The sequence below is a fragment of the Ralstonia sp. 22086 genome (assembly GCF_052045975.1).
Classification (GTDB): Bacteria; Pseudomonadota; Gammaproteobacteria; order Burkholderiales; family Burkholderiaceae; genus Ralstonia; species Ralstonia wenshanensis.
This window is the reverse complement of record NZ_JBQEPZ010000003.1, coordinates 287,718-311,670: the sequence shown is the minus strand read 5'-3', so window position 1 is coordinate 311,670 and position 23,953 is coordinate 287,718. Positions and strand designations below refer to the sequence as shown.

Sequence of the window (23,953 nt, the reverse complement as noted above, 5' to 3'; positions counted from 1 at the left end):
GCATCCAGCGTCGCCGCGCGGGGTCTGGCGCCATGTCAGGGCGCCAGCGCGGCGTTCTCGTAGCGTGGGTAGAAGCGGGTCACGTTGCGCACGTACTCCGCGGGCATTCCGCCCCATTGCGCGTAGGGCGCGTCTACCGGCATGGCAATCACCTCTGCCAGGTCGCGTCCTTCTGCGGCCGCGCGGCGCATGCGTGCCTCGAGCCACTGCAGGTACTGGCGTGTCTGCGCGATGGCATCGGCCTTGCCGAGCGCGGGCCCGTGGCTGGGGATCAATACGTGCGCTCCGCTGTCGGCAACGATCTTCTGCAACGCGTCCAGGCTGGCCAGCCAATGCGCAATGTTGGCGTGCGGCGTCGTGGGAATCCGGTCTCGAAAGGCAAGGCCGCCGGCGAAGACGACGCCGCTGGTCCGGTCCACCAGGACGAGATCGTCATCGGTATGCCCGTTCAGCCGAACCAGGTCGATGCGGTGGCTCCCCATGGTGCGTGTGCCGGGCGTCAATGGCACGCCGGGCGGTGTGGATACCGTGTTCTGCATCCACGCGCCGCAGATGCGGTAGAGATTGTCGGCATAGGCCGCGCCTTCGCGTTGCGCACCGGCAATGGTGCCGGGCAGCGCCTGGGGGCCGATATCCGCATAGGCCTGGTTGCCGAAGAAGTAGTCGGGATGCAGGTTGAGGTTGAACACCCAGCGCACCGGCGCCGAGGTGACCGTGCGGATGGCCTGGCGCTGCTGTTCGCCGTACAGCAGTGACGGCCCTGTGTTGATGACGAGTACGCCGTCGCCGGTATCAATAAAGGCGGTATTGATGATGTTGCAGCCGTTGCGCGCAGAGAAATCCGCGTTGGCGCCTTCGAGCACCCAGACGTCTGGGGCAACCGCCTGCGGTACGAGGTGGTAATCGGGGCGCTCTGCCCGCGCGACGGCAGTCCACATTGCCAGGCACAGCAGCAGGAGCCCCAACCGTTGGTGGCGTCGGCTCATCGTGTCACCTGTGCGCGGATGCGGTTGCCGTTGTTGTCGACGCCGGCCACGCTGATGCCGTGTTCAACGGGGCCATCCAGATCGAACGAGAAGATCGGGTTCTCGGCCACGGGTTCGTACAGCGCCAGTTCAAGCATGGGCTGACGCCGGGCATCGAGCAGGTTGAGCTGCTCGATATGGAAGGACGGGATGCCCGCCACCAAGCCCGTGTCCATCGGATGCATCACGCGCAGGCGGATGCGGCTGCCTGCGCCGTTGAAGCCCGGAAACACGCGCGACTCCACTTGGTTCAGCGTGGTGCTCCACGTGGAGTTCTGGCGGGTGGCGCCGGGCAGCGTGCAGCCGCCGCCGGTGGCGTCCACCTGCAAGGTGCCGACATGCCACACACCATCCTGCGTACGCGCCGCCACGCGCACCGCAGAGGCCTCCTGCAGCTTGAACCGGAACGACAGGGCCGGGCGCACGCGCATCGGCGCGAATTCCAGCACCTTGCGGATGGGGTTGCGGTCGACCACGACGACGATGCGCTCCACCTTGCCAAGCGCCGACGCGTCAAACGCAATCGGCACCTGCATCGGGTCTTCCGCAAATGCGGGCCCGGTGATCCTGATGCGGCTGTCGAACGTTGTTGGCGCCGCGCCAAACACCTCCTGCTGAATCGTCGGCCAGAGCGGCGAGCCTGCCGGGTCAATGTTCGTCTCGGCGCGGGCCGGCCAGTGCAGGCACGCAACGGCCAGCGCGGCAGCGGCAGCATGGAGTGAGGCCGTTCTCATCGTGTGCCTTGCAAGGTTCAGATGAACGGCCCGTGTTGCGAAAGTCATGCCATGCCCGCCGTGGGTCCGCATGCGCGTCCCGCGGCTGTTCAGGTGATGGGGCGTTGAGCTTTGCAACACCCGTTGTTCCATTCTGGAACAGTCAGGCGAGCCGATCGGCGTGAACCGGCGATTGGGCGTGGATGCAGCATCCACCGCAGGGGATGGCCCGGGTTTTGCAGATGACGAGCGGACACAGCGCAGACAACGACGCTGCGGTCATCACTCAAACATCAGGAGACAACCCATGCGTTACGCTCATCCCGGCACGCCCGGCGCCATCGTTTCGTTCAAGCCGCGCTATGGCAACTTCATCGGTGGCGAATTCGTGTCGCCGGTCAAGGGCCAGTACTTCACCAACACCACCCCGGTGACGGGCGAGGTGATCGGCGAGTTCCCGCGCTCGACCGCTGAAGACATCGACCGCGCGCTCGACGCCGCGCATGCTGCCGCTGACGCCTGGGGGCGCACCTCGGTGCAGGACCGCTCGCTGATCCTGCTGAAGATCGCCGACCGCATCGAACAGAACCTCGAACTGCTGGCCGTGACCGAAACGTGGGACAACGGCAAGCCCGTGCGTGAAACGCTGAACGCCGACATCCCGCTGGCCGTGGACCACTTCCGCTATTTCGCCGGCTGCATCCGCGCGCAGGAAGGCTCCGCAGCCGAGATCAACGAGCACACCGTGGCGTATCACATCCACGAGCCGCTGGGTGTGGTCGGCCAGATCATCCCGTGGAATTTTCCGCTGCTGATGGCCGCATGGAAGTTGGCGCCCGCCCTGGCCGCCGGCAACTGCGTCGTGCTCAAGCCGGCCGAGCAGACGCCGCTGGGCATCTGCGTGCTGATGGAACTGATTGGCGACCTGCTGCCGGCGGGCGTGCTCAACGTCGTGCACGGCTACGGCAAGGAAGCCGGCGAGGCCCTGGCTACCAGCAAACGCATCGCGAAAATCGCCTTCACGGGCTCGACTCCGGTGGGCTCGCACATCATGAAGTGCGCGGCTGAGAACATCATCCCGTCGACGGTGGAGTTGGGCGGCAAGTCGCCCAACATCTATTTCGAAGACATCATGCAGGCCGAGCCGAGCTTCATCGAAAAGGCTGCCGAAGGCCTGGTGCTGGGCTTCTTCAACCAGGGCGAGGTGTGCACGTGCCCGTCGCGCGCGCTGGTGCAGGAATCCATCTACAGCCGCTTCATGGATGCGGTGATGACCAAGGTGGCCGCCATCAAGCGCGGTGACCCGCTCGACACCGACACGATGGTTGGCGCGCAGGCTTCGGAGCAGCAGTTCTACAAGATCCGTAGCTACCTGGAGATCGCGCAGGAAGAAGGCGCCGAATGCCTGGTCGGCGGCGACGTGGAAGTGCTGCCCGGCAATCTGTCGAAGGGCTACTACATCAAGCCGACGCTGCTCAAGGGCGACAACAGCATGCGCGTGTTCCAGGAAGAGATCTTCGGCCCGGTGATTGCCGTGACGACGTTCAAGGATGAAGCGCAGGCCCTGCAGATCGCCAACGACACCGATTTCGGCCTGGGCGCCGGTCTGTGGACGCGCGACATCAACCGCGCGTATCGCGTGGGCCGTGCCATCAAGGCGGGGCGCGTGTGGACGAACTGCTACCACCTGTATCCGGCGCACGCAGCGTTCGGTGGCTACAAGAAGTCGGGCGTGGGCCGCGAGACCCACAAGATGATGCTCGACCACTATCAGCAGACCAAGAACTTGCTGGTGAGCTACGACACCAAGCCGCTCGGCTTCTTCTGATGGTGTAGCAGGACGGTTGGCGCATGGTCATCGACACCCGTGCGCCAGCCGCTGACCTACGAGGCAAAGACCCCGCAGGCGAAAAAAGAAGAGGAGACATGGCCATGCGCCCACACATGCACTGCCGCAACGCGCGCAGGTGTCTGCCCCATTGCCGCTGATTCCCTGAGGGGAATCGCCATCACCACGTCTGTTTCTGAAGATGCGCCATTGACGCACTCGGGCCCGGCGAGCGTGAAACACCAGGGAGACACTCCGTGCATTCGAATACCAGCCGTTCGGGCAAGGACGCCAGCCGTCTGCGCAACGCCGCGCCGCGTCTGGCCGGCGGGGTAGCGGCGCTCGCTGCCGCGGGCCTGTGCTCGCCGGCGTTTGCCGAGGACCCGATCATTGCGGTGGCGTTGCCCACCGCCCAGGTCGTCGGCTCGACCCCGATCGACAGCATTGGCGTGCCCTTGTCTCAGTTTCCTGCCAATGCCCAGCGCGTCAGCGCAACCGATGCCCGCGAGCAACGCAGTTCGAACCTGGCCGACCTGCTGAACGACAACCTCGGTCAGATCAGCATCAGCAATGGGGCGGGCAATCCGTACCAGAACGACATCAACTACCGTGGGTTTCAGGTGTCTTCGCTGCTGGGTGTGCCCATTGGCGTGTCGGTCTACTTTGATGGCGTGCGGATGAACGAGCCCTTTGGCTCCATCGTCAACTGGGACCTCATTCCCATGAACGCGATGTCCAGCGTCAACATTCTGCCGGGCTCCAATCCGATGTTCGGCCTCAATACCCTGGGCGGCGCGTTGGTCGTCAACACCAAGAACGGCAAGGACAACGCCGGCACGTCGATCGAGGCGCTGGGTGGATCGTTTGGCCGCCGCGCGCTGAGCTTCGAGACTGGGGTCGTCGACAAGGCCCACAGCACCGATTACTTCGTCGCCGGCAACATCGACCGGCAAGACGGCTTTCGGGACCACTCGGGTTCCAACGTCAAGCAGCTGTACGGAAAGGCGCGGTGGCACGGCAACGATGGCGCTACCCAGTTGGAGCTGTCGGCTGCACTCGCAGATACTTCGCTGAGCGGCACGCAGTCTTTGCCGATGGACATGATGGCGAATCGCAGCGCGGCCTATACGTGGCCCGACACCATCTCGAACCGGATGGCGCTGCTGAACCTGAAGGGTAGCCATTGGTTGAACGACACCAACCAACTGGCTGGCAGCGTCTACTACCGCAAGGCGAACCTTCACAACGTCAACAGCAACGCGCAGCTCGACGATGGCTGCTTCAACGACGACGGATCGCTGGCAACGACCACCGCAGGTGGCATCACCACATACAAGTGCGCGAACAAGGCGCCCAACGGTACGGCGGTGAATGCCGTGACCGGTGCGAATGCGTTGGCGCTCGGCTACGGCCGCTGGACCAACGCGATCAACACCAGCGTTGTCGATTCCGCCACGCATGAGGACACGTTGGGCACCTCCCTGCAGTGGTCGAACTTCAGCCAGCTGGCGGGACGCAACAACACGTTCACCTTGGGTGGTGCGTTCGACCATTCGCGCATCACGTATGACCAGACCACGTATCTGGCACGGTTGATCAACTATCAGGCCGTGGTGACTCCCAATCAGGCGTACGGATTCACCGCCAATGGATTGGCTCCGTCGGCATCGAACCCGGCATTCTTCACGGGCAGCAACGTGATCGGCGCGGTCAGCCTGTCGTCCAACGTCAACAACTTCAGCGCGTACTTCACCGATACGTTGAGCGTGACGGAAAAGCTGAGCGTGACGGCATCCGGCAGCTTCAACTACACCACGCTCAACCAGGGCGGCGCCAATAACAAGTACCTGAACGGAGACGGCGGTTACTCCTGGACGGACGAAGTCTCGGGCGTGTCGTACTACAACCCCGGCTACGAAAGCGCCTATCGATATTCGAACTCGGGTTCGGGCGCAGCCTCTGCTCCGAACGGTATCCCCGCAGGGGCGGTGGCCGGGCCGGAAACGAACAGCCTCGCCGGCTCGCATCACTATCACCGGTTCAACCCGGCGCTCGGGTTCAACTACGACCTGGGTTCGGGGCAGGGCATCTTCGGCAGCTACAGCGAATCGATGCGCGCACCAACATCGATCGAGTTGTCCTGCGCAGATCCGAACAGCCCATGCTCGCTCCCCACGGGGTTCAACGGCGATCCTGACCTGAAAGCAGTGGTGGCCAAAACCATCGAGTTCGGCGGCCGCGGAAAGCTGGGCAAGTCCACCTACTGGAGCGCGTCTGTCTACGACTCGCGGCTGAGCAATGACATCCAGTTCATCGCCACGTCAAACACGTACGGCTACTTCGCCAACGTCGGCAAGACGGAGCGGCGCGGCTTTGAACTGGGTGCCAGCACGAAGATCGACAAGTGGTCGTTATCAGCCAACTTTGGTTATGTCGACGCGATCTACAAGTCGGCATTCACCACGGCGAGCGGGCAGAACGTGGTCAGCGGCAACAAGATCCCGGGCATCCCCGCGAAGACGCTCAAGCTCGGCGCGGCGTACGCGTTCAGCCCGAACCTGTCGATGGGCGGGAATGTGATCCTGGTCAGCAAGCAGATCGCGCACGGCAACGAAAGCAATGCCGACCCGAACGGCGAGGTGGCCGGCTACGGTCTCGTCAATCTGAACCTGCACTACAAGCCGACGAGGCACCTCGAGATCTCCGCCTACATCAGCAACCTGTTCAACAAGCGTTATTCCACGTACGGCCTGTCTGGCATACGGAGCATCTACACGCTCGCGACGCAACAGTTTATGACGCCCGCGCCGCCGCGCGCGATCTGGATTGGGCTGACGTATTCGTTTGGAGGCAAGACCTCCGATGCCGACAAGGACTAGCCCTGCAGACGAGACCATCATGAACGCACTGACCTATTACTTCCGGATCGCCACGTTGCTTTGCGTGGGCCTGGTATCCACGCTTCAGGCGGTCGCCGAGGTGCCCGACCCCGTCGCCTATGTCACGAATCAGGGCGGCGGCGTGACCGTGCTGAATGCACGCACGCTCAAACAGGTTGACGAGATTGCCGTGGGCAAGGACCCACGCGGCCTCGCGGTCACACCCGATGGCCGCTGGCTGCTGACGGCCAATCAGGGCAGCGCCGATGTGTCGGTGGTCGATACGGCCACGCGCAAGGAGATCAGACGCATCGCGGTCGGCAGGAATGTCGAGTTCATGCGCATCTCGCCCGACGGCCGCCGAGCGTTCGTCACCTACGAGCCTTCGTCGGAAGGCGGGCCACCGGGAAAGAACGTGCAGGCTGGGAAGGAAGAGAAAGGTGAGAAAGACGAAGCCCCCGCTGAAGTCGCGATCATCGACCTCAACCAGTGGGCCGTGGTGGGCCGCATCAAGGCCGCCCGCGAGACCGAAGCCATCGAGTTTTCACCAGAGGGCAAGTTGCTGCTGGTGGCGAACGAGGGTGACAACACGGTCGGCGTCTATGAGTTGTCCACGCTCAAGCAGATCCGTAGCGTGGATGTTGCGCCGTTCGGCAATCGGCCGCGCGGCATCAAGATCGCGCCGGATGGAAAGACCTATGTGGTGACGCTGGAAAATTCGAACAACCTGTTGCTGCTGGATGCCGCTTTCAAGCCGATAAGGACTGTGCCGACGGGGCAAGGGCCGTACGGCATCGCGTTTGACCGCGAGGGCCGATACCTCTGGGTGGCTGCCAGCCGCGCAGATCAACTGCAGGTGTTCGATGCCCGCACCTTTGCGCCGGTGGCTGCCATTCCGGTTGGCAAGCGTTGCTGGCACTTCAGCTTCACGCCGGGCGGCCAGAAGCTGTTGCTGGCCTGCGGCCGCTCGAACACTGTGCAGGTGATCGACCCGCAGAAGCGCGAGGTCGTCGATGCGCTGCCGGGCTACAAGCTGCCCTGGGGCGTGGTGACTTATCCAACCTCGGTGGGCACTCTTGATGCGCCCCGCTGATCGACCCGCCACCGCCCCGGCGCCGGCCTATGCGGGTCTGTCGATCGCTTTGCATTGGGTCAGCGCCGTGCTCCTATGCGGGCTGTTCGCGCTGGGCTACTACATGACGGGTCTCGCCAAGGGCGCGCCCGGAAAGGCCGCCTGGGTGAATCTGCATAAATCACTCGGCCTGACGGCGGCGCTGGTGATTGCGTGGCGCGTGGCCGTGCGCTTGCGCCGTGCTGCGCCACCTTCGATCCCGGGGCTGCACTGCTGGGAGGCGGAGCTGGCGCGCATCACGCACCGTCTGCTCTACATGTGCATGGTCGTCATGCCGCTGTCGGGTTACCTCGGGTCTTCGTTCAATCAATACGGAACGCGCTTCTGGGGCGTGCCATTGCCGCGCTGGGGTTGGGTCGACAGCGCACTGCAGCACATGTTCTACACGGTACACAGCACGACGGCCGATCTGCTTCTCTGCTTGGTCGCGCTCCACGTTGCCGGGGTGATCAAGCACCAATGGCTCGATGCACAGCGATGCGTGCAGCGCATGTTGCCGGGCGGGCGCACGCGCGCGCTGTAGGCCACGGGCTTTGCGGGGGCTGCGTGCATGGCGTTGTTCCATTTCGCAACAGAACACACGATGTGTTGCGGTATGGCACGCAACACCGCACTGCAAGTTGCCTGAAACCGCGGTTTTACGGCGTTTTTCGATGGCACGGGATTTGCCCTGAGTCCGACCGGTGTGACATCACACTGCCGGACCTGGACCATAAATAGAGGTAGAGGAGACAAGAATGAGGACACTACGAGTGATTGCACTTGCGGCTGCAATGGCGGCAGCAAGTGTTGCCGTGCACGCGGCAACGCCCCCCGTTACCGATGCCATGATCGAGAACGACGCGAAATCGTCGAACGACGTGCTGACCTGGGGCATGGGTACGCAAGGGCAGCGCTTCTCCACGCTCACCAAGATCAACACGAAGAATGTCAGCCAGCTCGTGCCGGCATGGTCGTTCTCGTTTGGCGGTGAGAAGCAGCGCGGGCAGGAAGCCCAGCCGCTGATCTACAACGGCAAGATGTTCGTCACGGCGTCGTACTCGCGCATCTATGCGATCGACCTGAAGACGGGCAAGAAGCTGTGGAAGTACGAGCAGCGTCTGCCGGAGGGCATCATGCCTTGCTGCGACGTCGTCAACCGTGGCGCCGCGCTGTACGACAACCTGGTCATCTTCTCCACGCTGGATGCGCAGCTGATCGCGCTCAATCAGGACACCGGCAAGATCGTCTGGAAAGACAAGATCGAGGACTACGCTGCGGGCTACTCCACGACCGCTGCACCGCTGATCGTGAAAGGCATGGTGCTGACGGGCGTGTCGGGTGGCGAGTTTGGCGTGGTCGGCCGCGTGGAAGCGCGCGATGCCAAGACCGGTCAGTTGATCTGGTCGCGTCCGACGGTCGAAGGCCACATGGGCTACAAGTACGACAAGGACGGCAACAAGACCGAGAACGGCATGACGGGCACGCTCAACGCGAGCTGGCCCGGCGAGACGTGGAAGACCGGTGGTGCATCGACGTGGCTGGGCGGCACGTATGACCCGCAGACCAACCTGGTCTACTTCGGCACCGGCAACCCGGGCCCGTGGAACAGCCATCTGCGCAAGGGCGACAACCTGTATTCGTCGTCAACGCTGGCCATCAACCCGGACACCGGAAAGATCGTCTGGCACTACCAGAACACCCCGAACGACGGCTGGGATTTCGATGGCGTGAACGAGTTCGTCACGTTCGACATGGACGGCAAGCGCGTCGGCGGGAAGGCTGACCGCAACGGCTTCTTCTACGTGAACGACGCGAAGAGTGGCAAGCTGCTCAACGCGTTCCCGTTCGTGAAGGTCAACTGGGCCACCAGCATCGACCTCAAGACCGGCCGCCCGAACTACGCACCGGACCACCGGCCGGGCGACCCGGCGCAAGCCACGGGTGAAGACAAAAAGGGCAAGGCGGTGTTTGCCGAGCCCGGCTTCCTGGGCGGAAAGAACCAGATGCCGATGGCTTACAGCCCGCAAACCGGCCTGTTTTACGTGCCCGCCAACGAGTGGGGCATGGAGATCTGGAACGAGCCCGTCAGCTACAAGAAGGGCGCGGCCTACCTGGGCGCCGGCTTCACGATCAAGCCTCTCAATGAGGACTACATCGGCGCACTGCGCGCGATCAACCCGAAGACCGGCAAGATTGAATGGCAGATCAAGAACAACGCCCCGCTGTGGGGTGGTGTGATGACGACTGCCGGCGGCCTGGTGTTCTGGGGCACGCCCGAGGGCTATCTGAAGGCGGCCGATGCCAAGACCGGCAAGGAGCTGTGGGAATTCCAGACCGGCAGCGGCATCGTTGCGCCGCCCGTCACCTGGGAAGACAACGGCGAGCAGTTCGTGGCCGTGGTGTCGGGCTGGGGTGGTGCAGTGCCGCTGTGGGGCGGTGAAGTGGCCAAGCGCGTGAACTTCCTGGAGCAGGGCGGTTCGGTTTGGGTGTTCAAGTTGCACAAGAACTGACGTGCTGAGTTGAGCGCTGTGCGCCCTGTGCGGCGCGCAGCCTCTCGCACAGCTTCATGGAGTTTCAGATCGTGATCATGCGTAATGGAGTGTTTTCGTTGCTGGCCGTAGCGTGCGCAGCAATTGGCGCGGCATCTGCCCACGCCGCCCCCGACATGCAGGCCCTGGCCGACAAGAGCGGCTGCTTCTCGTGCCACAGCATGCACGCCAAGATCGTCGGCCCAGCCTTTGCCGACGTGGCCGCAAAATACAAGGGCGATGCCGATGCGCCGACCAGGCTGGCGCAGAAAGTGCGCGACGGCGGCAAGGGCACGTGGGGCCGTATCCCAATGCCCCCGCATCCCAATCTCAAGGAAGACGAAGCGAAGCAGCTGGTGGCCTGGGTGTTGAGTTCAGGCTCCTAGGCTTCGACGTTGTTCGCAAGGAAAGAACAGAGAGCCGGCATTGTCCGGCCCTCTTCGCTTTCTATGGATGACCGCGCTCTATGGCTGTGTCAGCCGTCGCGAGTTGGCATCCGTTCGGAACACGATCGGCACTTCACCGGTGCGCGTGTCCCGTATCTGCCCGAACCCGTTCATCGCAGCCATCCGGCCTTGCAGCACCACCTTCTGCAGTGCGCCGTGATCTGCCGACTTTCCACACACCGGGTCCGTGCGTGTCGCATCGCCCGTCAACAGGTACGCCTGACAGCGGCAGCCGCCGGCATCTTCCTCGCGCGATTCGCATGACTGGCATGGCTCCGGCATCCAATGCGTGCCGCGAAAGCGTTGAAAGGCATCGCTGCTTCGCCAGATATCGCGCAGCGGCTGGCTGAGCACGTTGGGCAGCTCCAGCCCCGGCAGCATGCGCGCCGAGTGGCAGGGCAGCGCAACGCCATCCGGCGCGATGCCGAGGAATGTCGTGCCCCAGCCGTTCATGCACTTTTTCGGGCGCTGCTCGAAGTAGTCCGGCACGACGTAAAGCAATTGGCACCGGCTGCCTATGCGGGCCCGGTAGTCGTTCACGACAGCCTCGGCGTCGCGCAGCTGCTCCAGGGTGGGCATCAGCGCCAGGCGGTTCTCCCATGCCCAGCCGTAGTACTGCGTGTTGGCGAGTTCGAGGTATTCGGCGCCGATCTCCAGTGCCATGTCGATGATGGCCCCCACGTGCGGCAGGTTGTGCCGGTGCATCACGCAGTTCATCACCATCGGATAACCGTGGGCCTTGATCAGATCAGCCACGCGGCGCTTCAGATCGAAGGTGCGCGTGCTCGACAGAAAGTCGTTCAGCTCACGCGTGGAGTCCTGGAACGACAACTGGATATGGTCGAGCCCCGCTGCGCGCAACGCCCCAAGCCGCGCATCGGTCAGGCCTACCCCGGACGTCACGAGGTTCACGTAGAACCCGAGCCCATGCGCATGCGCGACCAGTGTTTCGAGATCCTTGCGCAACAGCGGCTCGCCGCCCGACAGGCCAAGCTGCACAGCACCTAGCGCCCGGGCTTGGGTAAATACATCGCACCACTGCTCGGTAGTGAGTTCCTGGTCGTGCCGCGTGTAGTCGACCGGGTTGGAGCAGAAGGCGCAATGCAGCGGGCAGCGATAGGTCAGCTCGGCCAGCAGCCAGAGCGGCGGGCCGGGCATCGGCGTAGCGGCCGGCGCCAGCAGCGAATCGGCCTCAAACGAGCCAGCCGCGTTCAAGTGCATGTTTGACAAAGGCGTGGACCTCCGGAGCGATGCCCTGCACGCCAAAGGCGGACTGCAGGTCGTCGATCAGCATGTCGAGGGTATGGGCACCGTCGCAGCGCTGCAGGATCGCGGCGGCGCTGTCATTGAGGGTGACCATGCCCTCGGGGTACAGCAGCACCCAGCTTTGCTGCATGTCTTCCCATTGCAGCCGGAAGGTCCGGTGCAGCATGGGGTGGGCTGGATCAGGCAAGGGAGGGCTCATGTGCGTGGGCCTGTTGGATGGCATCGAGCATCGACCAGAGGATGTCGAGCTTGAACTGCAGGATGTCCAGCGCACGCTGTTGCTGCTCGGGCGTGCGGAAGTAGTCGAGTGTCACGCGCAGGCCGTGCTCGACGTCGCGCGAGGCCAGCGGAATGCGTGAGCGGAAGTACGCCAGCCCTTCCGGCTGCACCCACGGATAGTGATCGGGCCAGCCGGCCAGCCGTTCCTTGTGGATGTCCGGCGCAAACATCTCCGTGAGGGAGGAGCACACCGCTTCCTGCCACGGCGCGCGGCGCGCAAAGTTCACATACGCATCCACCGCAAAGCGCACGCCCGGCAGCAGATGCCGGTGAGACCACAGCGCGTCGCGCGTGAGGCCCACGGCTTCGCCCAGCCGCACCCAGCTTTCGATGCCGCCCGGCTGCACGTCGTCGCCATCGTGGTCATGAATGCGGACGATCCACTCACGGCGTGTTGCCCGGTCCGGGCAGTTGGACAGGATGGCCGCATCCTTGAGCGGGATGTTGACCTGGTAGTAGAAGCGGTTCGCGACCCAGGTGCGGATTTCCTCGGGCGTGCATTCGCCGGCGCGCATGCGCAGGTTGAAGGGATGATGGATGTGATAGCCCGCCTGCTTCGCGCGCAGTCGCGCTTCGAAGTCTTCGGCAGTCCAGGCAACAGGATGTGTCATAGCGAGATTTCCATGCCGTCGTAAGCCACCTCGATACCGTGCGCCTCCAACTCGCGTCGCTGCGGCGAGTCTTCATCGAGGATCGGGTTGGTGTTGTTGATGTGGATGAGCACCTTGCGCGTGGCCGGCAGCTGGTCGAGGACTTCGATCATGCCTCCGGGGCCGGATTGCGCGAGGTGGCCCATGTCGGCTGCCGTCTTGGTGGAAAAACCCAGGGCGAGCATTTCGTCGTCTTGCCAGCAGGTGCCGTCCACCAGCACCACATCGGCCGCGCCCAGTTCGTCGAACACATGGGGTTCGACGCGGGCAAGGCCGGGGGCGTAGAACGTCCGCCGACCGCTCTTTTTGTCGACGATGCGCAAGCCGATGTTGTCGCCCACGCGGCGCGCGTTGCGGCTGGGCGAATAGGGCGGCGCCTTGCTCTCCAGCGGGATGGCCGTCAACGCCACGTCGTCGAGCGGCGGCACCGAGAACGCCGTGCCGTCCAGCGCCAGCGCGCGCGTGTCGAGCCCGCAGTAGTGCGACAACATGCGTGTGAGCGGGAAAGCGGTGGACAGGTCGCTGATGACGGCCGCGCTGGCATAGACCGGCAGCGCTTGCCGATGCTCGCGCAGCATCAGCAAGCCTGTCACGTGGTCGATCTGCGCATCCATCAGCACCACGCCCACGATGCCCGTATCACGCGGCGCGCGCGCCGGTTGCAGCGCCGGTGAACTGCGCAGTTGCGCGAGGATGTCCGGCGAGGCATTCACCACGATCCAGTTGTGCTGGCCGTCGCCGAGTGCGATGGAAGACTGCGTGCGCGGGGTGGCACGCACGGTGCCGCGCCGCACGCCGTCGCAGTTGCGACAGTTGCAGTTCCACTGTGGGAAACCGCCGCCGGCGGCCGAGCCGAGAACCCTGAGTATGGTCATGATGCAAATCCAACGTGTCAGGCGGATTGAGCAAGAAGTCGGCCAGGGCATGGCGCTAAGGCATGCGCGCCGCGCGCCGAAAAAAAAGAAGCCCGCCGTGAAGAACCGGCGGGCTCGTGGAGCCTTGCGTGCTCAGCCGCGCAGCATCAGCGGTTGGCGATGTACATGGTGATTTCGAACCCGAGTCGCAGTTCGGTATAGGCGGGCGTCGTCCAGTTCATGTCTCCTCCTTGAGGGTTGGCATAGTTAGTGAGTGCACTGCGTTGTTCAGCGGCTGTGCAGGCGTTTGCCGGCGTAGCCGCATCGTCATCAAGGCAACATCCATGCCCACTTCCGACTGGCCAACCTCATCCACCTGCTTCAACCTGCGCGCGCCGGACGGCCACTGCTTGCATGTGCGGCAATGCGGCCCTAACAGCGGCGAACCGTGGCTGGTGCTGCATGGCGGGCCGGGCAGCGGCTGCGTGCCATCGATGGCCGCGTGGTTCGATCCGCTGCGGCATCGCGCCGTGTTGCCGGACCAGCGCGGCGCAGGGCGCTCGCGACCGGCCGGCACGCTACGGCGCAATACGGTGACGGCACTGCTGGCCGATCTTGAGCAACTGCGCGCCGCATTTGGCATTGCGCGCTGGGGCGTGGTCGGCGGGTCATGGGGTGCGGCGCTGGCGCTGGCCTATGCCGATCGCTATCCCCATGCCGTATCGGCGCTGGTGCTGCGCGGCACTTTCCTGACCGGTTTCGACGATGTGCAGGCGCTGTTCAATGCGCGCGGTGCCGGTCGTGATCTGTTGCGGAACGTCGACGCGCGCGGCGAGGGTTTTCCCGCGGCCCGTGGTCGCCTTCTCGTTGCAACAGACATGTTGCAGCCTGGTACAACTGTTCAGAAATTGAACATCGCCCGTGCGTGGCAGCGTGCGGAGCATCGGCTGTTGGGGCTGCGGCCGCAGCCGCGTCGCCAAACCTGGCAGAACCAACTGGCCCTGGCGCGCAAGTACCAGCTGCAGGCGCATTACCTGTATCGGCGGGCGGGGCTTGGGAAAGCTACGTTGCTGCGGGCGGCTGCGCGTATCGGCGCGAGGGGATTGCCGGTGACGCTACTGCATGGGCGGCAAGACAACGTTTGCCACCCCCGGAATGCGCTGCGATTGTCTGCAGCGATACCGCATGCGCGGTTGGTGTGGGTGCCGGGCGGGCACCTGGCGGTAGGGGAGATGGCGAACGCGCTGGGCGCTGCCATCCGTGCGTCGGCGTGGTCAGTCGGTGTCTGAGGGCAAACCGCCTGCCTCGTCGATCCTGCGGTAGATCGTGTTGCGTGAAATGCCGAGCGCCTTGGCAGCGGCGGAGATGTTGCCGTTGTGCGCCTTCACGGCCGCCATGATGGTCATGCTTTCCACATCGGCAAGCCGCTTGGGCTGGGAGCCGCCCACGCTTTGAGTGACGGGCGGCACAGCCGCTGTCGGCGCCACCGCGTTGTCTGCCGCCGGCTGGTCGCCATGGCGCGCCTGCCAGTCTTCAAGAAAATCGTCGGGCAGATGGTCTTCGGTGATCTCCGGCGCGCCTTCGGCCATCAGCCGGGCGGTGCGCAGCAGATTACCGAGCTGGCGGATGTTGCCGGGCCAGTGGTAGCTGCGGAACATCTGCATCACGGCTTCGCTGATGGGGGGCGCGTCTGCCTGTTCGAGTTTCAACAGCTTGTCGGCCACCACGTCGAGGTCGGTGCGCTCGCGCAGTGCGGGCAGGCGCACGACCAGGCCGTTGAGGCGGTAGTACAGGTCTTCGCGGAACTGCCCGCTGGCCACCATCTCGCGCATGTTGCGGTGGGTCGCGCACACGACGGTCACATCCACCTGGATCAGCTTGTTGCTGCCCAGCGGCGACACCGCACGCTCTTGCAGCGCGCGCAGCAGGCGGGCCTGCAGGTGCAGCGGCATGTCGCCAATCTCGTCGAGGAAAAGTGTGCCGCCGTTGGCCAGCACCATCTTGCCGATGCCGCCTTTCTTGCGCGCGCCGGTAAAGGCGCCTTCTTCGTAGCCGAACAGTTCGGATTCAATCAGCGCTTCCGGAATCGACGCGCAGTTCACGGCGATGAAGGGGCCGGCATGGCGCGGGCTGTCGGCATGGATGGCGCGCGCGAGCAGTTCCTTGCCGGTGCCGGTTTCGCCCAGGACCATGACAGGAATGTCCTTGCCGATGACCTTGCGCAGCTTGCCGATCACGGTCTGGATCTGCGCGTCGCCGGTATCCAGTGCCTCCAGGCTTGCCGGTTGCCGGGATGGCTCGATGTAGGCGCGGCGCGGCGCCGTGTCGTGGTCGGTCGAACGTTCTGCGCCCATTGCGCCGCCCACCATGCGGTTGGCCGGCCGCTTCCATTCGACGCGCGCAAACACCTTCACGCCGCTGGGCAACTGCAATTGCACGATGCCTGCCGCCGCGGTACGTTCCCGGTCGATCAACTGCGACATCGACAGCCCGAACAGCGACGAAAAGGTATGTGCTTGAAGCGCGCGGATCGACAGGCCGAGCTGGAACTCGCCACTGCGGTTGGCCGACAGGAAGCGCCCCGCCGGCGTGAAGGCCGCGATCCCTTCGACCAGCGTGCCGATGAATTCCGGGCGCGAGTGGAAGTGGATGCACACCACGTCCTGGAACGTGTTGGCAAACAGTTGGTTCTCGATCATCTGGGCCGACATGCGCACCAGCGCCATGGTGTGCTTGTGGAAGCCACGATGGTCACCCGTCACATCGAGCGCACCCACGGTGGCGCCGTACGGATCAAAGATCGGCGCACACGAGCAGGTGAGGAACTGATTGGCCTCAAGGTAGTGCTCCGAGCCGTGGACCAGCGTGGGTTTGCCGTCGGCCAGCGCCGTGCCGATGGCGTTGGTGCCACGGCTCGCTTCCGACCACAGCGCGCCCGGCTGCAGGGCCACTTTGCTGGCCTGGGCCAGGAAATCGTCGTCGCCCATCGAATGCAGGATCAGGCCCGACGTGTCGGTCAGGATCACCATGCTCTGCGTGTTGACGATCTGGCTGTAGAGCGTCTCCATGACGGGCAGCGCGTGCGTGAACAGCGACTGGCTGCGCTCGATCTCGGTCTTCAGCTCGTTATGCAGCACCGGGCAGAAGTCGGGCGATTCATAGGGCCGCAGGCCGTACGACTTGGATCGTTCGTGCGATTGCGCGATCAGTTCGGGCTGATCGTGCGGTGCGTCACCGAGCGTGGCCGGGGCGTTGTCGGAAGCGCGCGTGCCGGCTGCCGCGTGAGGGGTCATGGTGTGTCTCCTAAAACCTCGCCCGCAATCTGTGTGCGGGTCGCCCGGATCGCTTCATTTAACCAGGGAGCGAACCGGAAGTGTTGCGCCATGAAGCAAGACCCTTGCCAGGGTGTTGCATTCCTGAGCACCTGTGCCAACCCATGCCTCCGATATCTGGAGCGTTTGACGGATCTTGGCGGTGTCTCCCGGCAGATTCTCGACTTGGTATGGCTCTTGCAGAAATGCCTCCAAAAATCGTTTCAACGACAACTAGGAGACACTCTTGAAAACGCCTCGCAACTTGCTCGCGCTGCTTTCTGCCTGCGCATTCCTGGCCGCGGGATTGCCCGCAACCGCATCCGCTCACGGCGATGTCACGCCGCAGGCCGTAGACACGCACACCTTACCGCAACTCGGCGCCGATTGGCGTCAGGACAATCCATACCGGACCGGTCCCGCACACGACGAAGCGCTGCGGATCGGCTCCTCCGGGTTCAACCAGAACTGCGCGCGCTGCCATGGGCTGGAGGCCATCTCGGGCGGGATCGCCCCCGACCTGCGCAAGCTCGACACCGACTGCATGTCGTTGGCCGACGCCAAGAAGAAGGAAGCCTGCTACGGCGAGGTGTCGCAATACTTCACAGCCACCGTCCGCCACGGCCGCACCCGAGACGGCCGTGTCTACATGCCGCCGTTTGAAGGCGTGCTGACCCAGGAAGCGGTCTGGGCGATCAAGACGTATCTGGAATCGCGCCGCGTACAGGACTAGTAGGTCGGCCTGCCTCAGTTGGCAGCTTGGCGAGCCGGTGCTGTCCCTGCCTTCGTGTGCATCGGCTCGCTCATTTTTTTCCGCCTGGAGATGTCTCATGAACGCCCGTTTTCGGTTGGCTGCGGCCGGAGTTTTTCGCCGCCTTGCCTGCCTCCTGCTTGCCGCGTCAGCCATGGTGTTGGGCGCCGTGCCGGCACACGCCGACATGGCGAAGATCCGCCAGAGCGGCGCCCTGAAGGTCGCGCTGTACAAGGGCCTGCCACCGTTCTCCGATAACGTCGGGGGGCAATTCAGCGGCATTGATGTGGCGCTTGCCAATGCGCTCGGCAAGCAGATGGGCCTGTCGGCGTCGTTGCTGCCCTTTGATGCGGATGACGACGGCATGTCGGGCGACCTGCGCAATATGGTCTGGAAGGGGCATTACCTGGGATACGGCCCGGCCGACGTGATGCTGCATGTGCCGGTCGACCCGAATTTCATTCGCCAGAATGGGCAGGTGCTGATCTTCGCGCCGTACCTTCGCGAAGGCTACGTGCTGGTGTACGACAGCGAGCGCGTCCGCAAGGTCAGCAGTTTCGAAGACCTCGCCGGCCAGGCGACTGGCGCCGAGCAGGGATCGGGCGGCGCAAGCGCGCTGCTTTCCAGCGCCAACGGCGCCCTGCGCGACAAGGTGAAGATCTACCCGGAGGCCAACGAGGCGCTACGTGCGCTGTTCTCCGGCCAGATTGCCGCGGCAATGGTGACGCGGGCGCAATATGAAAGTGCGCTGAAGACGCAGAATCAATCTGCCACACGCTTTGTGGCGACCGAGCTGCAGTCGCCCCTGCTGCCCGCCCGCGGCTGGGCGATCGGCATGGCCGTCAAGGCGGACCAACGTGAACTGGCGCAGGAGCTGGAGAGCGCCCTCAATGCCCTGCGCGCCAGCGGCGAGCTGCAGCGCATCTTTGCGCAGTACGGCGTGTCGATGGTGGCTCCGTAGGCGCCACTGCCCGCCCACGGAGCCGAACGTGTCGACGTCTCTGATGCGCTGGCCGTGCGGGCTGGCCGCGCCGGCCAGCTCGCGCGCTATGCTTTCTCCGCCGCGGCGTGCTTGGAGGGCAGCGCACTCACGTTGTCGTCGAACGCCGAATCCACGGGGATCTTTGAGAAGTGGTGGATCTTCGGCGCGTGCGATTCGTCGGCCTGTGCGTCGTGCGGGTCGATGAACGACATTGCCGTGCGGCGCTTGAGCATGTGCGAGTCGCGCGATTGCGATTCGCGCCACAGCTCGGCCGTGAACTTGAGACCGGCGCGCAATGCGTGGGCGCTTTCCTGCTTGCCCTTGCGCTGGTCGGAGACGCGCTCGATGCCTTTCTTGACGACATCTTCCAGGAACGTGATACGTGCGCGGTAATAGTCCGCGTGCATTTGAGCATCCATCACGCGCTGCTCTGCCTGGTACAGCTCCATGCGCAATTCGCTTAGCGCGCGTTCGGCCTGCTTCTCGGGAGAGGGTGCGTGGCTCAAGGCCCAGTTTGCAATCCACCGCAACATGGTCAAGCCCTCCTGTCTTGCGGTGTCCGCCGCCGGTGGGAAGACACCGTTCACTGCCCGCGCATTGATCGGAAGTGATCGCCGCTTGCCAAACAGACTAGCAAAAAAAGCAGCGCGATTGCGCTAGTCCACGCGCATGCCTGTTGTGAAAAGGAAGCATGGTCCGTTTGGGTGAGAGGCGCACGGGCCAACTTCTGGTCTCATAAGCGGATTGCCTACTTTGCACAGGTTTGCGAGGCAAACGTCACCTGCCTGCGCAAGCGATTGCGCACATCACCGCGCCCGATCCGGGGTGCCCTGTCAGCGGAACCGGTACGTAAGCGAAGCCATGGCCGTGGTCTGCTGGCGGCGCTGCGTGATCGGGCTATCCGCCGCATCTCCTTGCAACCGCGCAACCGTGAGCGAGCCATTGGCCGTCCACCGATCATCGAGCTTGCACGTGACGATGGCATTGAAGTGGATGTCGCGCAGCCCCGCATGCGTGGCAAATACCGGCAGGCCCGAACGGGCGCTCTGCCCATCGTCCACGCCAAAGAACGTACGCATGTACTGACCGTTCGTCCATGACACGCCGGTGCCAAGGCTGAAAAGCCAGCGGCCGAGCGGCGCGCTTGCGTAGACATCGGCGTTGGCGATCAACCCCTGGCGGTTACCGAGGATGTCCTGCTCCGCATCGGTGGACAGCGTGAGGAACGACACCGTGTACTGCGCAAACGCCTTTGCGCGCACCGTGGCATTGACGTTGCCCAGACCATTCAGGCGCGCGTCGTCATGCGCATGGCGCCACGTCGGGTCGAACTGGAAGTTGCCGCCCACCTGCCACGTGTCGTTGTTCGCCAGGTACACACCCGCAAAGTCCATCCCCTTGGAAAAGAATCGGTGCTTGTACTCGATCTCCTGATCGATCCACGGAAACACGAAGCTCGATTTTGCGCCCGGATACTTGGGCGACATGTAAATCGCCGGGCCCACAGCAATGCTCCAGTCGCTGGCGTCGGCGCTGTTGTTTGCGTTGCTCTCCGTGTTGGCGGCGGGGCTTGTCTGTGCCCGGGCGATGCCGCTCAATGCGCCGATGGCCATCAGAAGGAAGAACGCAAAGCGGGGCAGGGCGCGCGAAAACAGCGGCATGAGCGAGCAGAAATTCGAAACGAATGTGAGCGAAGGAAACGGCGGGCACGCCATTCTAGTGGAACCGCCCGAATGCCGGATGACGAGCGAACGCAGGAAGCGTCTGACGCATCTGCAGTGATGCGTCGGCAAGCAGGCAAAAAAAACGCCGGGAGTGTCCCGGCGTTCTTCATGGTGCGGCTGCCTTATTGCTTGGCGGGCGCAGCGGCCTTCGGTGCCGAAGCAGCGTCGGTCTTGGCTTCCGACTTGGCTGCAGCCTTGTGGGCCTTCTTGTGAGCGTGCTTCTTCTCGTGCTTGGCTTCAGCCTTCGGTGCCGAAGCAGCATCGGTGGTCGTCGCTGCAGCGGTCGCCGCCGGTGCGGGTGCGGCGGCCGGTGCGGAGGCGGTGCCAGCTGCGAACACGGGGGCTGCGAAGGCACCAGCAACGATCAGAGCGGCCAGGGATTGAGCGACTTTCATGTGAGACTCCTTAATCAGATACAAGCGGGATATTGGGACTCCAGATACATGGATCTCGTCCGATTTGCGATCCATGCCTCCAAAAACGTCTCACATTGAGAGCGCGCTGACCGCCGTTTGTAAGCGTTCTGCCCACGGTGTAAGCGCGCGTAACAAGGTCGTTTTCGCTGCGTCCGATGTCTGTCGCGATGGGTTGAGACACATCAAGGCCAGGCCCGGCGCATCGGCGTACCGTCAGGCGTCGGGTGGACAACCGCTGACGCGTACACCACACTGGGTGGTGATGCGTGGGTCATTTCGATGTCAGGCAGCGCATTGCATCGCGGGCGTGGGAGCGCAATGGGTCACGCTCCATCCGATACCGGTAGCGCCACAAACCAGTCTTTTCTATAAGGACAACACGATGAACAAGCTTCTGGCCGCCCTCGTGGCTACAGTCTTCAGCGCCGGCGCGTTTGCGCAGGCGTCCGCACCGGCAGCGGCTCCGGCACCTGCCGCTGCCGCGCCGGCACCCGCCGCGTCGGCTCCTGCCGCAGGCGAAAAGGCAACGCAACTTCATAAGAAGAAAAAGAAACGCGACCATCGTCCGAAGCATCAGGACAAGAGCGCGTACGGCGTGGGCGGCTGATCTGCTGTAGCCCGCCGATTTTCTGCACACCGAAGCGCCGGCCTCCTAGAAGGAGCCGGCGCTTTGTTTTGTGCGAGCCGAAAAGATTCACGTTAAAGTCGCTTGACTTAGAGTGCGCTCTAACTTCTAAGCTCCGTTCATGACCACATTCCTGACCATCGCCCAAGTTGCAGAAGCCACCGGCCTGTCGACGCATACGCTGCGCTATTACGAGCGCATCGGCCTGCTCGACAGCGTGCAGCGGCGCGATAACGGCCATCGTGTCTTCCGCACCGAAGACATGAGATGGCTCGAGTTCCTGCTGCGCCTGCGCGATACCGGCATGCCGATCGCGCAGATGCAGGCGTACGCCGCACTGCGGCGGCAGGGCGACAGTCTGGAGAGTGTGTCGGCGCGCCAACGCCTGCTGGAATCGCATGCGGCGGCGCTGGAAGCGGAGCTGCGCGCGCGGGCCGAAACGCTGGCCGTGCTGCGCGTCAAACTCGTTGTCTACGACGGCATCCGGGCACGGATTGAAGCCGCGGAAGGCGCGAAGGGCTCTGCTTCCTCATCTCTCAAATCGAAGCACAAGCCGAAACGCCAACCGAACGAGGACGCGCATGACACCGAACACGCACACCGCCCAATCCGCAAACCACGCCAATCTGCAGGACGACCGTTACGCACGGGGCTGGCTAAAGCTGAAGGAAGTCGATGATGTGGCCGGCGAACGCGTGGTCGAGGCCATGGCCGACATCGCGCCCGACCTCGGCCGCTACATCGTCGAATTCGGGTTTGGCGATGTTTACTGCCGCCCTGGCCTGACGCTGCGCGAGCGCGAGATTGCCACCATTGCCGCGCTCACGGCGCTGGGCAACGCGGCACCGCAGTTGAAGGTGCACATTGCGGCGGGGCTCAACGTGGGGCTCACGCGCACGGAGATCACCGAGACGATCCTGCAGATGGCGCTATACGCGGGTTTTCCGGCAGCGCTCAACGGCATGTTTGCCGCCAAGGAAGTGTTTGCCGCTCACGACGCCGAGGCCTAGGGCGTGGTCGCTGCCGGAGGGGCGATCCGCCGCGACACCAGCAACTGATCGACGCGGTGATTGTCGATGTCGAGCACTTCAATATGCAGCGGCCCGATGTCGACCGTCTCGCTTTTCTTGGGAATGCGCTTGAGCGCGTAGATGACCAGCCCGGCGAGCGTTTCGACGTGGTGTTCGCCGGGCAGGTCGTCGAGGTCGAAGGCGCGTTTGACGTCGCCCAGCGGCGTGACACCGTCGATCAGGCATGAGCCGTCATCGCGGCGCACGATCTGCTCGTCCTCGCCCAGGTACAGGATGTCGCCCATCACCGCGCCGACAATGTCGTCGAGTGTCACAACACCCACCACCAGCCCGTATTCGTTGACGACCGCGCCAAAGCGCTCGTGCATCTCGCGAAAGCGCGTGAGCGCTTGCGACAGATTGAGCGTGTCTGGCAGCACCAGCAGATTCTTGTCGTAGTGCTTGCTGATGTTGCGGATCACGGCGGACGACTCGTCCGACAGGATCTGCTGCAGGATGTCCTTGGACGCGATGAAGCCGAGCACCGAGTCGATGTCTTCGCGGCAGACGAGATATTCGGCGTGCGGCTGCGCAATGATCTTCATCTTGATCGACTCCAGCGGCTCGTCCACCGTGAAGTAGATCACCTCGTCGCGCACGGTCATCACCGAGGTGATGGTGCGCGATTCCAGCTCGAACACGTTTTCGATCATGGCCAGCTCGTGCTTACGCAGCACGCCGGCCTCTGCACCCGCACCCACCATGGCCGCGATGTCTTCGGTGGTGATCTGGTCGACGCGGTGTGTCGGTACGCCAAACAGCTTGAGGAACATGTCGGCCGCCCCATTGAACAGCCACACCACCGGCCGCAGTGCGCGCAGGCACGACTGCATCGGGCCGATGACCGACAGGGCGCAGCGCTCGGGGTAAAGCACGGCCAGGCGCTTGGGCAGCAGGTCGGCAAAGAGAATGAACAGCGCCGTCACGATGATGAAGCCGGCGATGCTGCCGATCCGTTCGGCGCGGGCGGCAGGCAGCCACTCGCTCAGCCCTGCGGCGAGCGGCCCCGAGATCTGGCTGTCGCCGATGACACCGGCCAGGATGGCCACCGCATTCACCCCGATTTGCACCACGGTGAAGAAGTTGCCTGGCATGTCCTTGAGTTGCAGCACGCGCAGGGCGCGGGTGTCGCCGTCGTCGGCCAGGGTTTGCAGGCGGGTGCGCCGCGATGCCGTGAGGGCGATTTCGGAAGCAGAAAAAAAGGCGCTGATCAGGATCAGCAGGGCAAGGATGAGGGCGGACATGATGGCGGGGGCCGTCCGGGCAAGTCGCGTCGTTGCGCAGCGACAACTGCACGGTCGCGTGGAATGTGGCTCCGAATGATCATGGTGCAGCCCTGAATGCTTTGTCAAACCACGGCATGCGCGATTGATCTCAAACAATTGTTTATGTCCGAGAGGGGTATACGGCCATCAAAAATGTGGTTTGCGGTGTACCCATGGCATCGGCGATACTTGACGTTCGGACACATTATCTCGGTATGCCTTGCGGG

General features: G+C 63.8%; 25 protein-coding genes. 13 read left to right on the top strand and 12 right to left on the bottom strand.

Annotated elements, in window-relative coordinates; translation table 11 throughout:
• Positions 1-35 precede the first annotated feature (35 nt).
• Both ACTJK6_RS14590 and ACTJK6_RS14585 read right to left on the bottom strand, forming a co-directional pair.
• Positions 36-986, bottom strand: a complete 951-nt coding sequence (locus ACTJK6_RS14590; protein ID WP_440839447.1) for a quinoprotein relay system zinc metallohydrolase 1 — start codon at positions 984-986, stop codon at positions 36-38.
• Positions 983-1,759, bottom strand: coding sequence for a quinoprotein dehydrogenase-associated SoxYZ-like carrier (locus ACTJK6_RS14585; RefSeq protein ID WP_440839446.1), 777 nt, complete (start codon positions 1,757-1,759; stop codon positions 983-985). Before ACTJK6_RS14585 ends, ACTJK6_RS14590 begins: the two co-directional genes overlap by 4 nt.
• A 286-nt stretch (positions 1,760-2,045) precedes the next feature.
• On the opposite strand from ACTJK6_RS14585, the gene exaC reads away from it, so the two are divergent.
• The 6 genes from exaC to ACTJK6_RS14555 all read left to right on the top strand — a co-directional run bounded on the left by exaC (position 2,046) and on the right by ACTJK6_RS14555 (position 10,473).
• Positions 2,046-3,566 carry an acetaldehyde dehydrogenase ExaC gene (gene exaC / locus ACTJK6_RS14580; RefSeq protein ID WP_024972380.1) on the top strand — a complete coding sequence of 507 codons (1,521 nt, stop codon included), beginning with the start codon at positions 2,046-2,048 and terminating at the stop codon, positions 3,564-3,566.
• Between the two features lie 257 nt (positions 3,567-3,823).
• Positions 3,824-6,445, top strand: a complete 2,622-nt coding sequence (locus ACTJK6_RS14575) for a TonB-dependent receptor domain-containing protein (protein ID WP_440839444.1) — start codon at positions 3,824-3,826, stop codon at positions 6,443-6,445.
• Positions 6,446-6,464: 19 nt separating this feature from the next.
• Positions 6,465-7,538: a beta-propeller fold lactonase family protein gene (locus ACTJK6_RS14570; protein WP_440839443.1), complete on the top strand. Its 1,074-nt coding sequence runs from the start codon at positions 6,465-6,467 to the stop codon at positions 7,536-7,538.
• Positions 7,525-8,100, top strand: a complete 576-nt coding sequence (locus ACTJK6_RS14565; protein ID WP_440839442.1) for a cytochrome b — start codon at positions 7,525-7,527, stop codon at positions 8,098-8,100. The genes ACTJK6_RS14570 and ACTJK6_RS14565 overlap by 14 nt, the downstream gene beginning before the upstream one ends.
• Before the next feature lie 214 nt (positions 8,101-8,314).
• A complete protein-coding gene (locus ACTJK6_RS14560) occupies positions 8,315-10,069 on the top strand; it encodes a PQQ-dependent methanol/ethanol family dehydrogenase (protein WP_260801945.1) in 1,755 nt (584 codons plus the stop codon).
• Between the two features lie 71 nt (positions 10,070-10,140).
• Positions 10,141-10,473 carry a c-type cytochrome gene (locus ACTJK6_RS14555; RefSeq protein WP_260802249.1) on the top strand — a complete coding sequence of 111 codons (333 nt, stop codon included), beginning with the start codon at positions 10,141-10,143 and terminating at the stop codon, positions 10,471-10,473.
• Positions 10,474-10,551: 78 nt separating this feature from the next.
• Here ACTJK6_RS14555 and pqqE read toward each other — a convergent pair whose 3' ends face one another.
• The 5 genes from pqqE to pqqA form a co-directional block, all read right to left on the bottom strand.
• Positions 10,552-11,754, bottom strand: a complete 1,203-nt coding sequence (gene pqqE, locus ACTJK6_RS14550; protein WP_260801944.1) for a pyrroloquinoline quinone biosynthesis protein PqqE — start codon at positions 11,752-11,754, stop codon at positions 10,552-10,554.
• Entirely contained in the window at positions 11,726-11,998 is a 273-nt protein-coding gene (gene pqqD / locus ACTJK6_RS14545; protein ID WP_045206002.1) for a pyrroloquinoline quinone biosynthesis peptide chaperone PqqD, read from the bottom strand. The genes pqqE and pqqD overlap by 29 nt, the downstream gene beginning before the upstream one ends.
• Positions 11,979-12,689 (bottom strand): pyrroloquinoline-quinone synthase PqqC, encoded by a 711-nt coding sequence (pqqC, locus tag ACTJK6_RS14540; RefSeq protein ID WP_232040689.1) that lies wholly within the window; start codon positions 12,687-12,689, stop codon positions 11,979-11,981. Before pqqC ends, pqqD begins: the two co-directional genes overlap by 20 nt.
• A complete protein-coding gene (gene pqqB / locus ACTJK6_RS14535; protein WP_440839441.1) occupies positions 12,686-13,603 on the bottom strand; it encodes a pyrroloquinoline quinone biosynthesis protein PqqB in 918 nt (305 codons plus the stop codon). The genes pqqC and pqqB overlap by 4 nt, the downstream gene beginning before the upstream one ends.
• A gap of 146 nt (positions 13,604-13,749) precedes the next feature.
• Entirely contained in the window at positions 13,750-13,824 is a 75-nt protein-coding gene (gene pqqA / locus ACTJK6_RS14530; RefSeq protein ID WP_009277446.1) for a pyrroloquinoline quinone precursor peptide PqqA, read from the bottom strand.
• 102 nt (positions 13,825-13,926) lie between these two features.
• Between pqqA and ACTJK6_RS14525 the strand changes: the two genes are divergently transcribed.
• Positions 13,927-14,871 (top strand): alpha/beta fold hydrolase, encoded by a 945-nt coding sequence (locus tag ACTJK6_RS14525; protein WP_440839439.1) that lies wholly within the window; start codon positions 13,927-13,929, stop codon positions 14,869-14,871.
• Here the strand turns inward: ACTJK6_RS14525 and ACTJK6_RS14520 are convergent.
• Complete coding sequence (locus tag ACTJK6_RS14520) at positions 14,857-16,875, bottom strand: sigma-54-dependent Fis family transcriptional regulator (RefSeq protein ID WP_232040686.1); 2,019 nt, start codon at positions 16,873-16,875, stop codon at positions 14,857-14,859. The two genes, ACTJK6_RS14525 and ACTJK6_RS14520, sit on opposite strands and share 15 nt — an antisense overlap.
• A gap of 265 nt (positions 16,876-17,140) precedes the next feature.
• Here ACTJK6_RS14520 and pedF point away from each other — a divergent pair, with 265 nt between their 5' ends.
• Together pedF and ACTJK6_RS14510 are read left to right on the top strand one after the other, a co-directional pair.
• Entirely contained in the window at positions 17,141-17,626 is a 486-nt protein-coding gene (gene pedF, locus ACTJK6_RS14515) for a cytochrome c-550 PedF (protein ID WP_232040685.1), read from the top strand.
• A gap of 97 nt (positions 17,627-17,723) precedes the next feature.
• Positions 17,724-18,605 carry a substrate-binding periplasmic protein gene (locus ACTJK6_RS14510; RefSeq protein ID WP_440839438.1) on the top strand — a complete coding sequence of 294 codons (882 nt, stop codon included), beginning with the start codon at positions 17,724-17,726 and terminating at the stop codon, positions 18,603-18,605.
• Between the two features lie 86 nt (positions 18,606-18,691).
• Here the strand turns inward: ACTJK6_RS14510 and ACTJK6_RS14505 are convergent, their stop codons facing one another.
• Complete coding sequence (locus ACTJK6_RS14505) at positions 18,692-19,132, bottom strand: hypothetical protein (protein WP_232040683.1); 441 nt, start codon at positions 19,130-19,132, stop codon at positions 18,692-18,694.
• 327 nt (positions 19,133-19,459) lie between these two features.
• Positions 19,460-20,239, bottom strand: coding sequence for a MipA/OmpV family protein (locus ACTJK6_RS14500; protein ID WP_260802248.1), 780 nt, complete (start codon positions 20,237-20,239; stop codon positions 19,460-19,462).
• Between ACTJK6_RS14500 and ACTJK6_RS14495 the strand changes: the two genes are divergently transcribed.
• Positions 20,136-20,408, top strand: a complete 273-nt coding sequence (locus tag ACTJK6_RS14495; protein ID WP_440839631.1) for a hypothetical protein — start codon at positions 20,136-20,138, stop codon at positions 20,406-20,408. The two genes, ACTJK6_RS14500 and ACTJK6_RS14495, sit on opposite strands and share 104 nt — an antisense overlap.
• A gap of 64 nt (positions 20,409-20,472) precedes the next feature.
• Here ACTJK6_RS14495 and ACTJK6_RS14490 read toward each other — a convergent pair whose 3' ends face one another.
• Positions 20,473-20,745: a hypothetical protein gene (locus ACTJK6_RS14490; protein WP_004631175.1), complete on the bottom strand. Its 273-nt coding sequence runs from the start codon at positions 20,743-20,745 to the stop codon at positions 20,473-20,475.
• Positions 20,746-21,148: 403 nt separating this feature from the next.
• On the opposite strand from ACTJK6_RS14490, the gene ACTJK6_RS14485 reads away from it, so the two are divergent.
• From ACTJK6_RS14485 to ACTJK6_RS14475, 3 genes are all read left to right on the top strand, one after another.
• Entirely contained in the window at positions 21,149-21,373 is a 225-nt protein-coding gene (locus ACTJK6_RS14485; protein WP_232040681.1) for a signal peptidase, read from the top strand.
• Between the two features lie 139 nt (positions 21,374-21,512).
• Positions 21,513-22,070, top strand: a complete 558-nt coding sequence (locus tag ACTJK6_RS14480; protein WP_232040680.1) for a MerR family transcriptional regulator — start codon at positions 21,513-21,515, stop codon at positions 22,068-22,070.
• A complete protein-coding gene (locus ACTJK6_RS14475; protein WP_232040679.1) occupies positions 21,973-22,401 on the top strand; it encodes a carboxymuconolactone decarboxylase family protein in 429 nt (142 codons plus the stop codon). The genes ACTJK6_RS14480 and ACTJK6_RS14475 overlap by 98 nt, the downstream gene beginning before the upstream one ends.
• Here ACTJK6_RS14475 and ACTJK6_RS14470 read toward each other — a convergent pair.
• Positions 22,398-23,705, bottom strand: coding sequence for a hemolysin family protein (locus ACTJK6_RS14470; protein WP_440839437.1), 1,308 nt, complete (start codon positions 23,703-23,705; stop codon positions 22,398-22,400). The genes ACTJK6_RS14475 and ACTJK6_RS14470 overlap by 4 nt on opposite strands.
• Between the last annotated feature and the right edge of the window lie 248 nt (positions 23,706-23,953).

Coding starts and splice junctions, on each gene's coding strand:
- ACTJK6_RS14470 (WP_440839437.1), bottom strand. CDS start 23,705: ATGTCCGCCCTCATCCTTGCCCTGCTGATCCTGATCAGCGCCTTTTTT.
- exaC (WP_024972380.1), top strand. CDS start 2,046: ATGCGTTACGCTCATCCCGGCACGCCCGGCGCCATCGTTTCGTTCAAG.
- ACTJK6_RS14590 (WP_440839447.1), bottom strand. CDS start 986: ATGAGCCGACGCCACCAACGGTTGGGGCTCCTGCTGCTGTGCCTGGCA.
- pqqB (WP_440839441.1), bottom strand. CDS start 13,603: ATGACCATACTCAGGGTTCTCGGCTCGGCCGCCGGCGGCGGTTTCCCA.
- ACTJK6_RS14585 (WP_440839446.1), bottom strand. CDS start 1,759: ATGAGAACGGCCTCACTCCATGCTGCCGCTGCCGCGCTGGCCGTTGCG.
- ACTJK6_RS14485 (WP_232040681.1), top strand. CDS start 21,149: ATGAACAAGCTTCTGGCCGCCCTCGTGGCTACAGTCTTCAGCGCCGGC.
- pqqE (WP_260801944.1), bottom strand. CDS start 11,754: ATGCACTTGAACGCGGCTGGCTCGTTTGAGGCCGATTCGCTGCTGGCG.
- ACTJK6_RS14520 (WP_232040686.1), bottom strand. CDS start 16,875: ATGACCCCTCACGCGGCAGCCGGCACGCGCGCTTCCGACAACGCCCCG.
- pqqC (WP_232040689.1), bottom strand. CDS start 12,689: ATGACACATCCTGTTGCCTGGACTGCCGAAGACTTCGAAGCGCGACTG.
- ACTJK6_RS14560 (WP_260801945.1), top strand. CDS start 8,315: ATGAGGACACTACGAGTGATTGCACTTGCGGCTGCAATGGCGGCAGCA.
- pqqD (WP_045206002.1), bottom strand. CDS start 11,998: ATGAGCCCTCCCTTGCCTGATCCAGCCCACCCCATGCTGCACCGGACC.
- ACTJK6_RS14475 (WP_232040679.1), top strand. CDS start 21,973: ATGACACCGAACACGCACACCGCCCAATCCGCAAACCACGCCAATCTG.
- ACTJK6_RS14490 (WP_004631175.1), bottom strand. CDS start 20,745: ATGAAAGTCGCTCAATCCCTGGCCGCTCTGATCGTTGCTGGTGCCTTC.
- ACTJK6_RS14510 (WP_440839438.1), top strand. CDS start 17,724: ATGAACGCCCGTTTTCGGTTGGCTGCGGCCGGAGTTTTTCGCCGCCTT.
- ACTJK6_RS14565 (WP_440839442.1), top strand. CDS start 7,525: ATGCGCCCCGCTGATCGACCCGCCACCGCCCCGGCGCCGGCCTATGCG.
- ACTJK6_RS14480 (WP_232040680.1), top strand. CDS start 21,513: ATGACCACATTCCTGACCATCGCCCAAGTTGCAGAAGCCACCGGCCTG.
- ACTJK6_RS14570 (WP_440839443.1), top strand. CDS start 6,465: ATGAACGCACTGACCTATTACTTCCGGATCGCCACGTTGCTTTGCGTG.
- ACTJK6_RS14525 (WP_440839439.1), top strand. CDS start 13,927: ATGCCCACTTCCGACTGGCCAACCTCATCCACCTGCTTCAACCTGCGC.
- ACTJK6_RS14495 (WP_440839631.1), top strand. CDS start 20,136: ATGCTCCAGTCGCTGGCGTCGGCGCTGTTGTTTGCGTTGCTCTCCGTG.
- ACTJK6_RS14500 (WP_260802248.1), bottom strand. CDS start 20,239: ATGGCCATCGGCGCATTGAGCGGCATCGCCCGGGCACAGACAAGCCCC.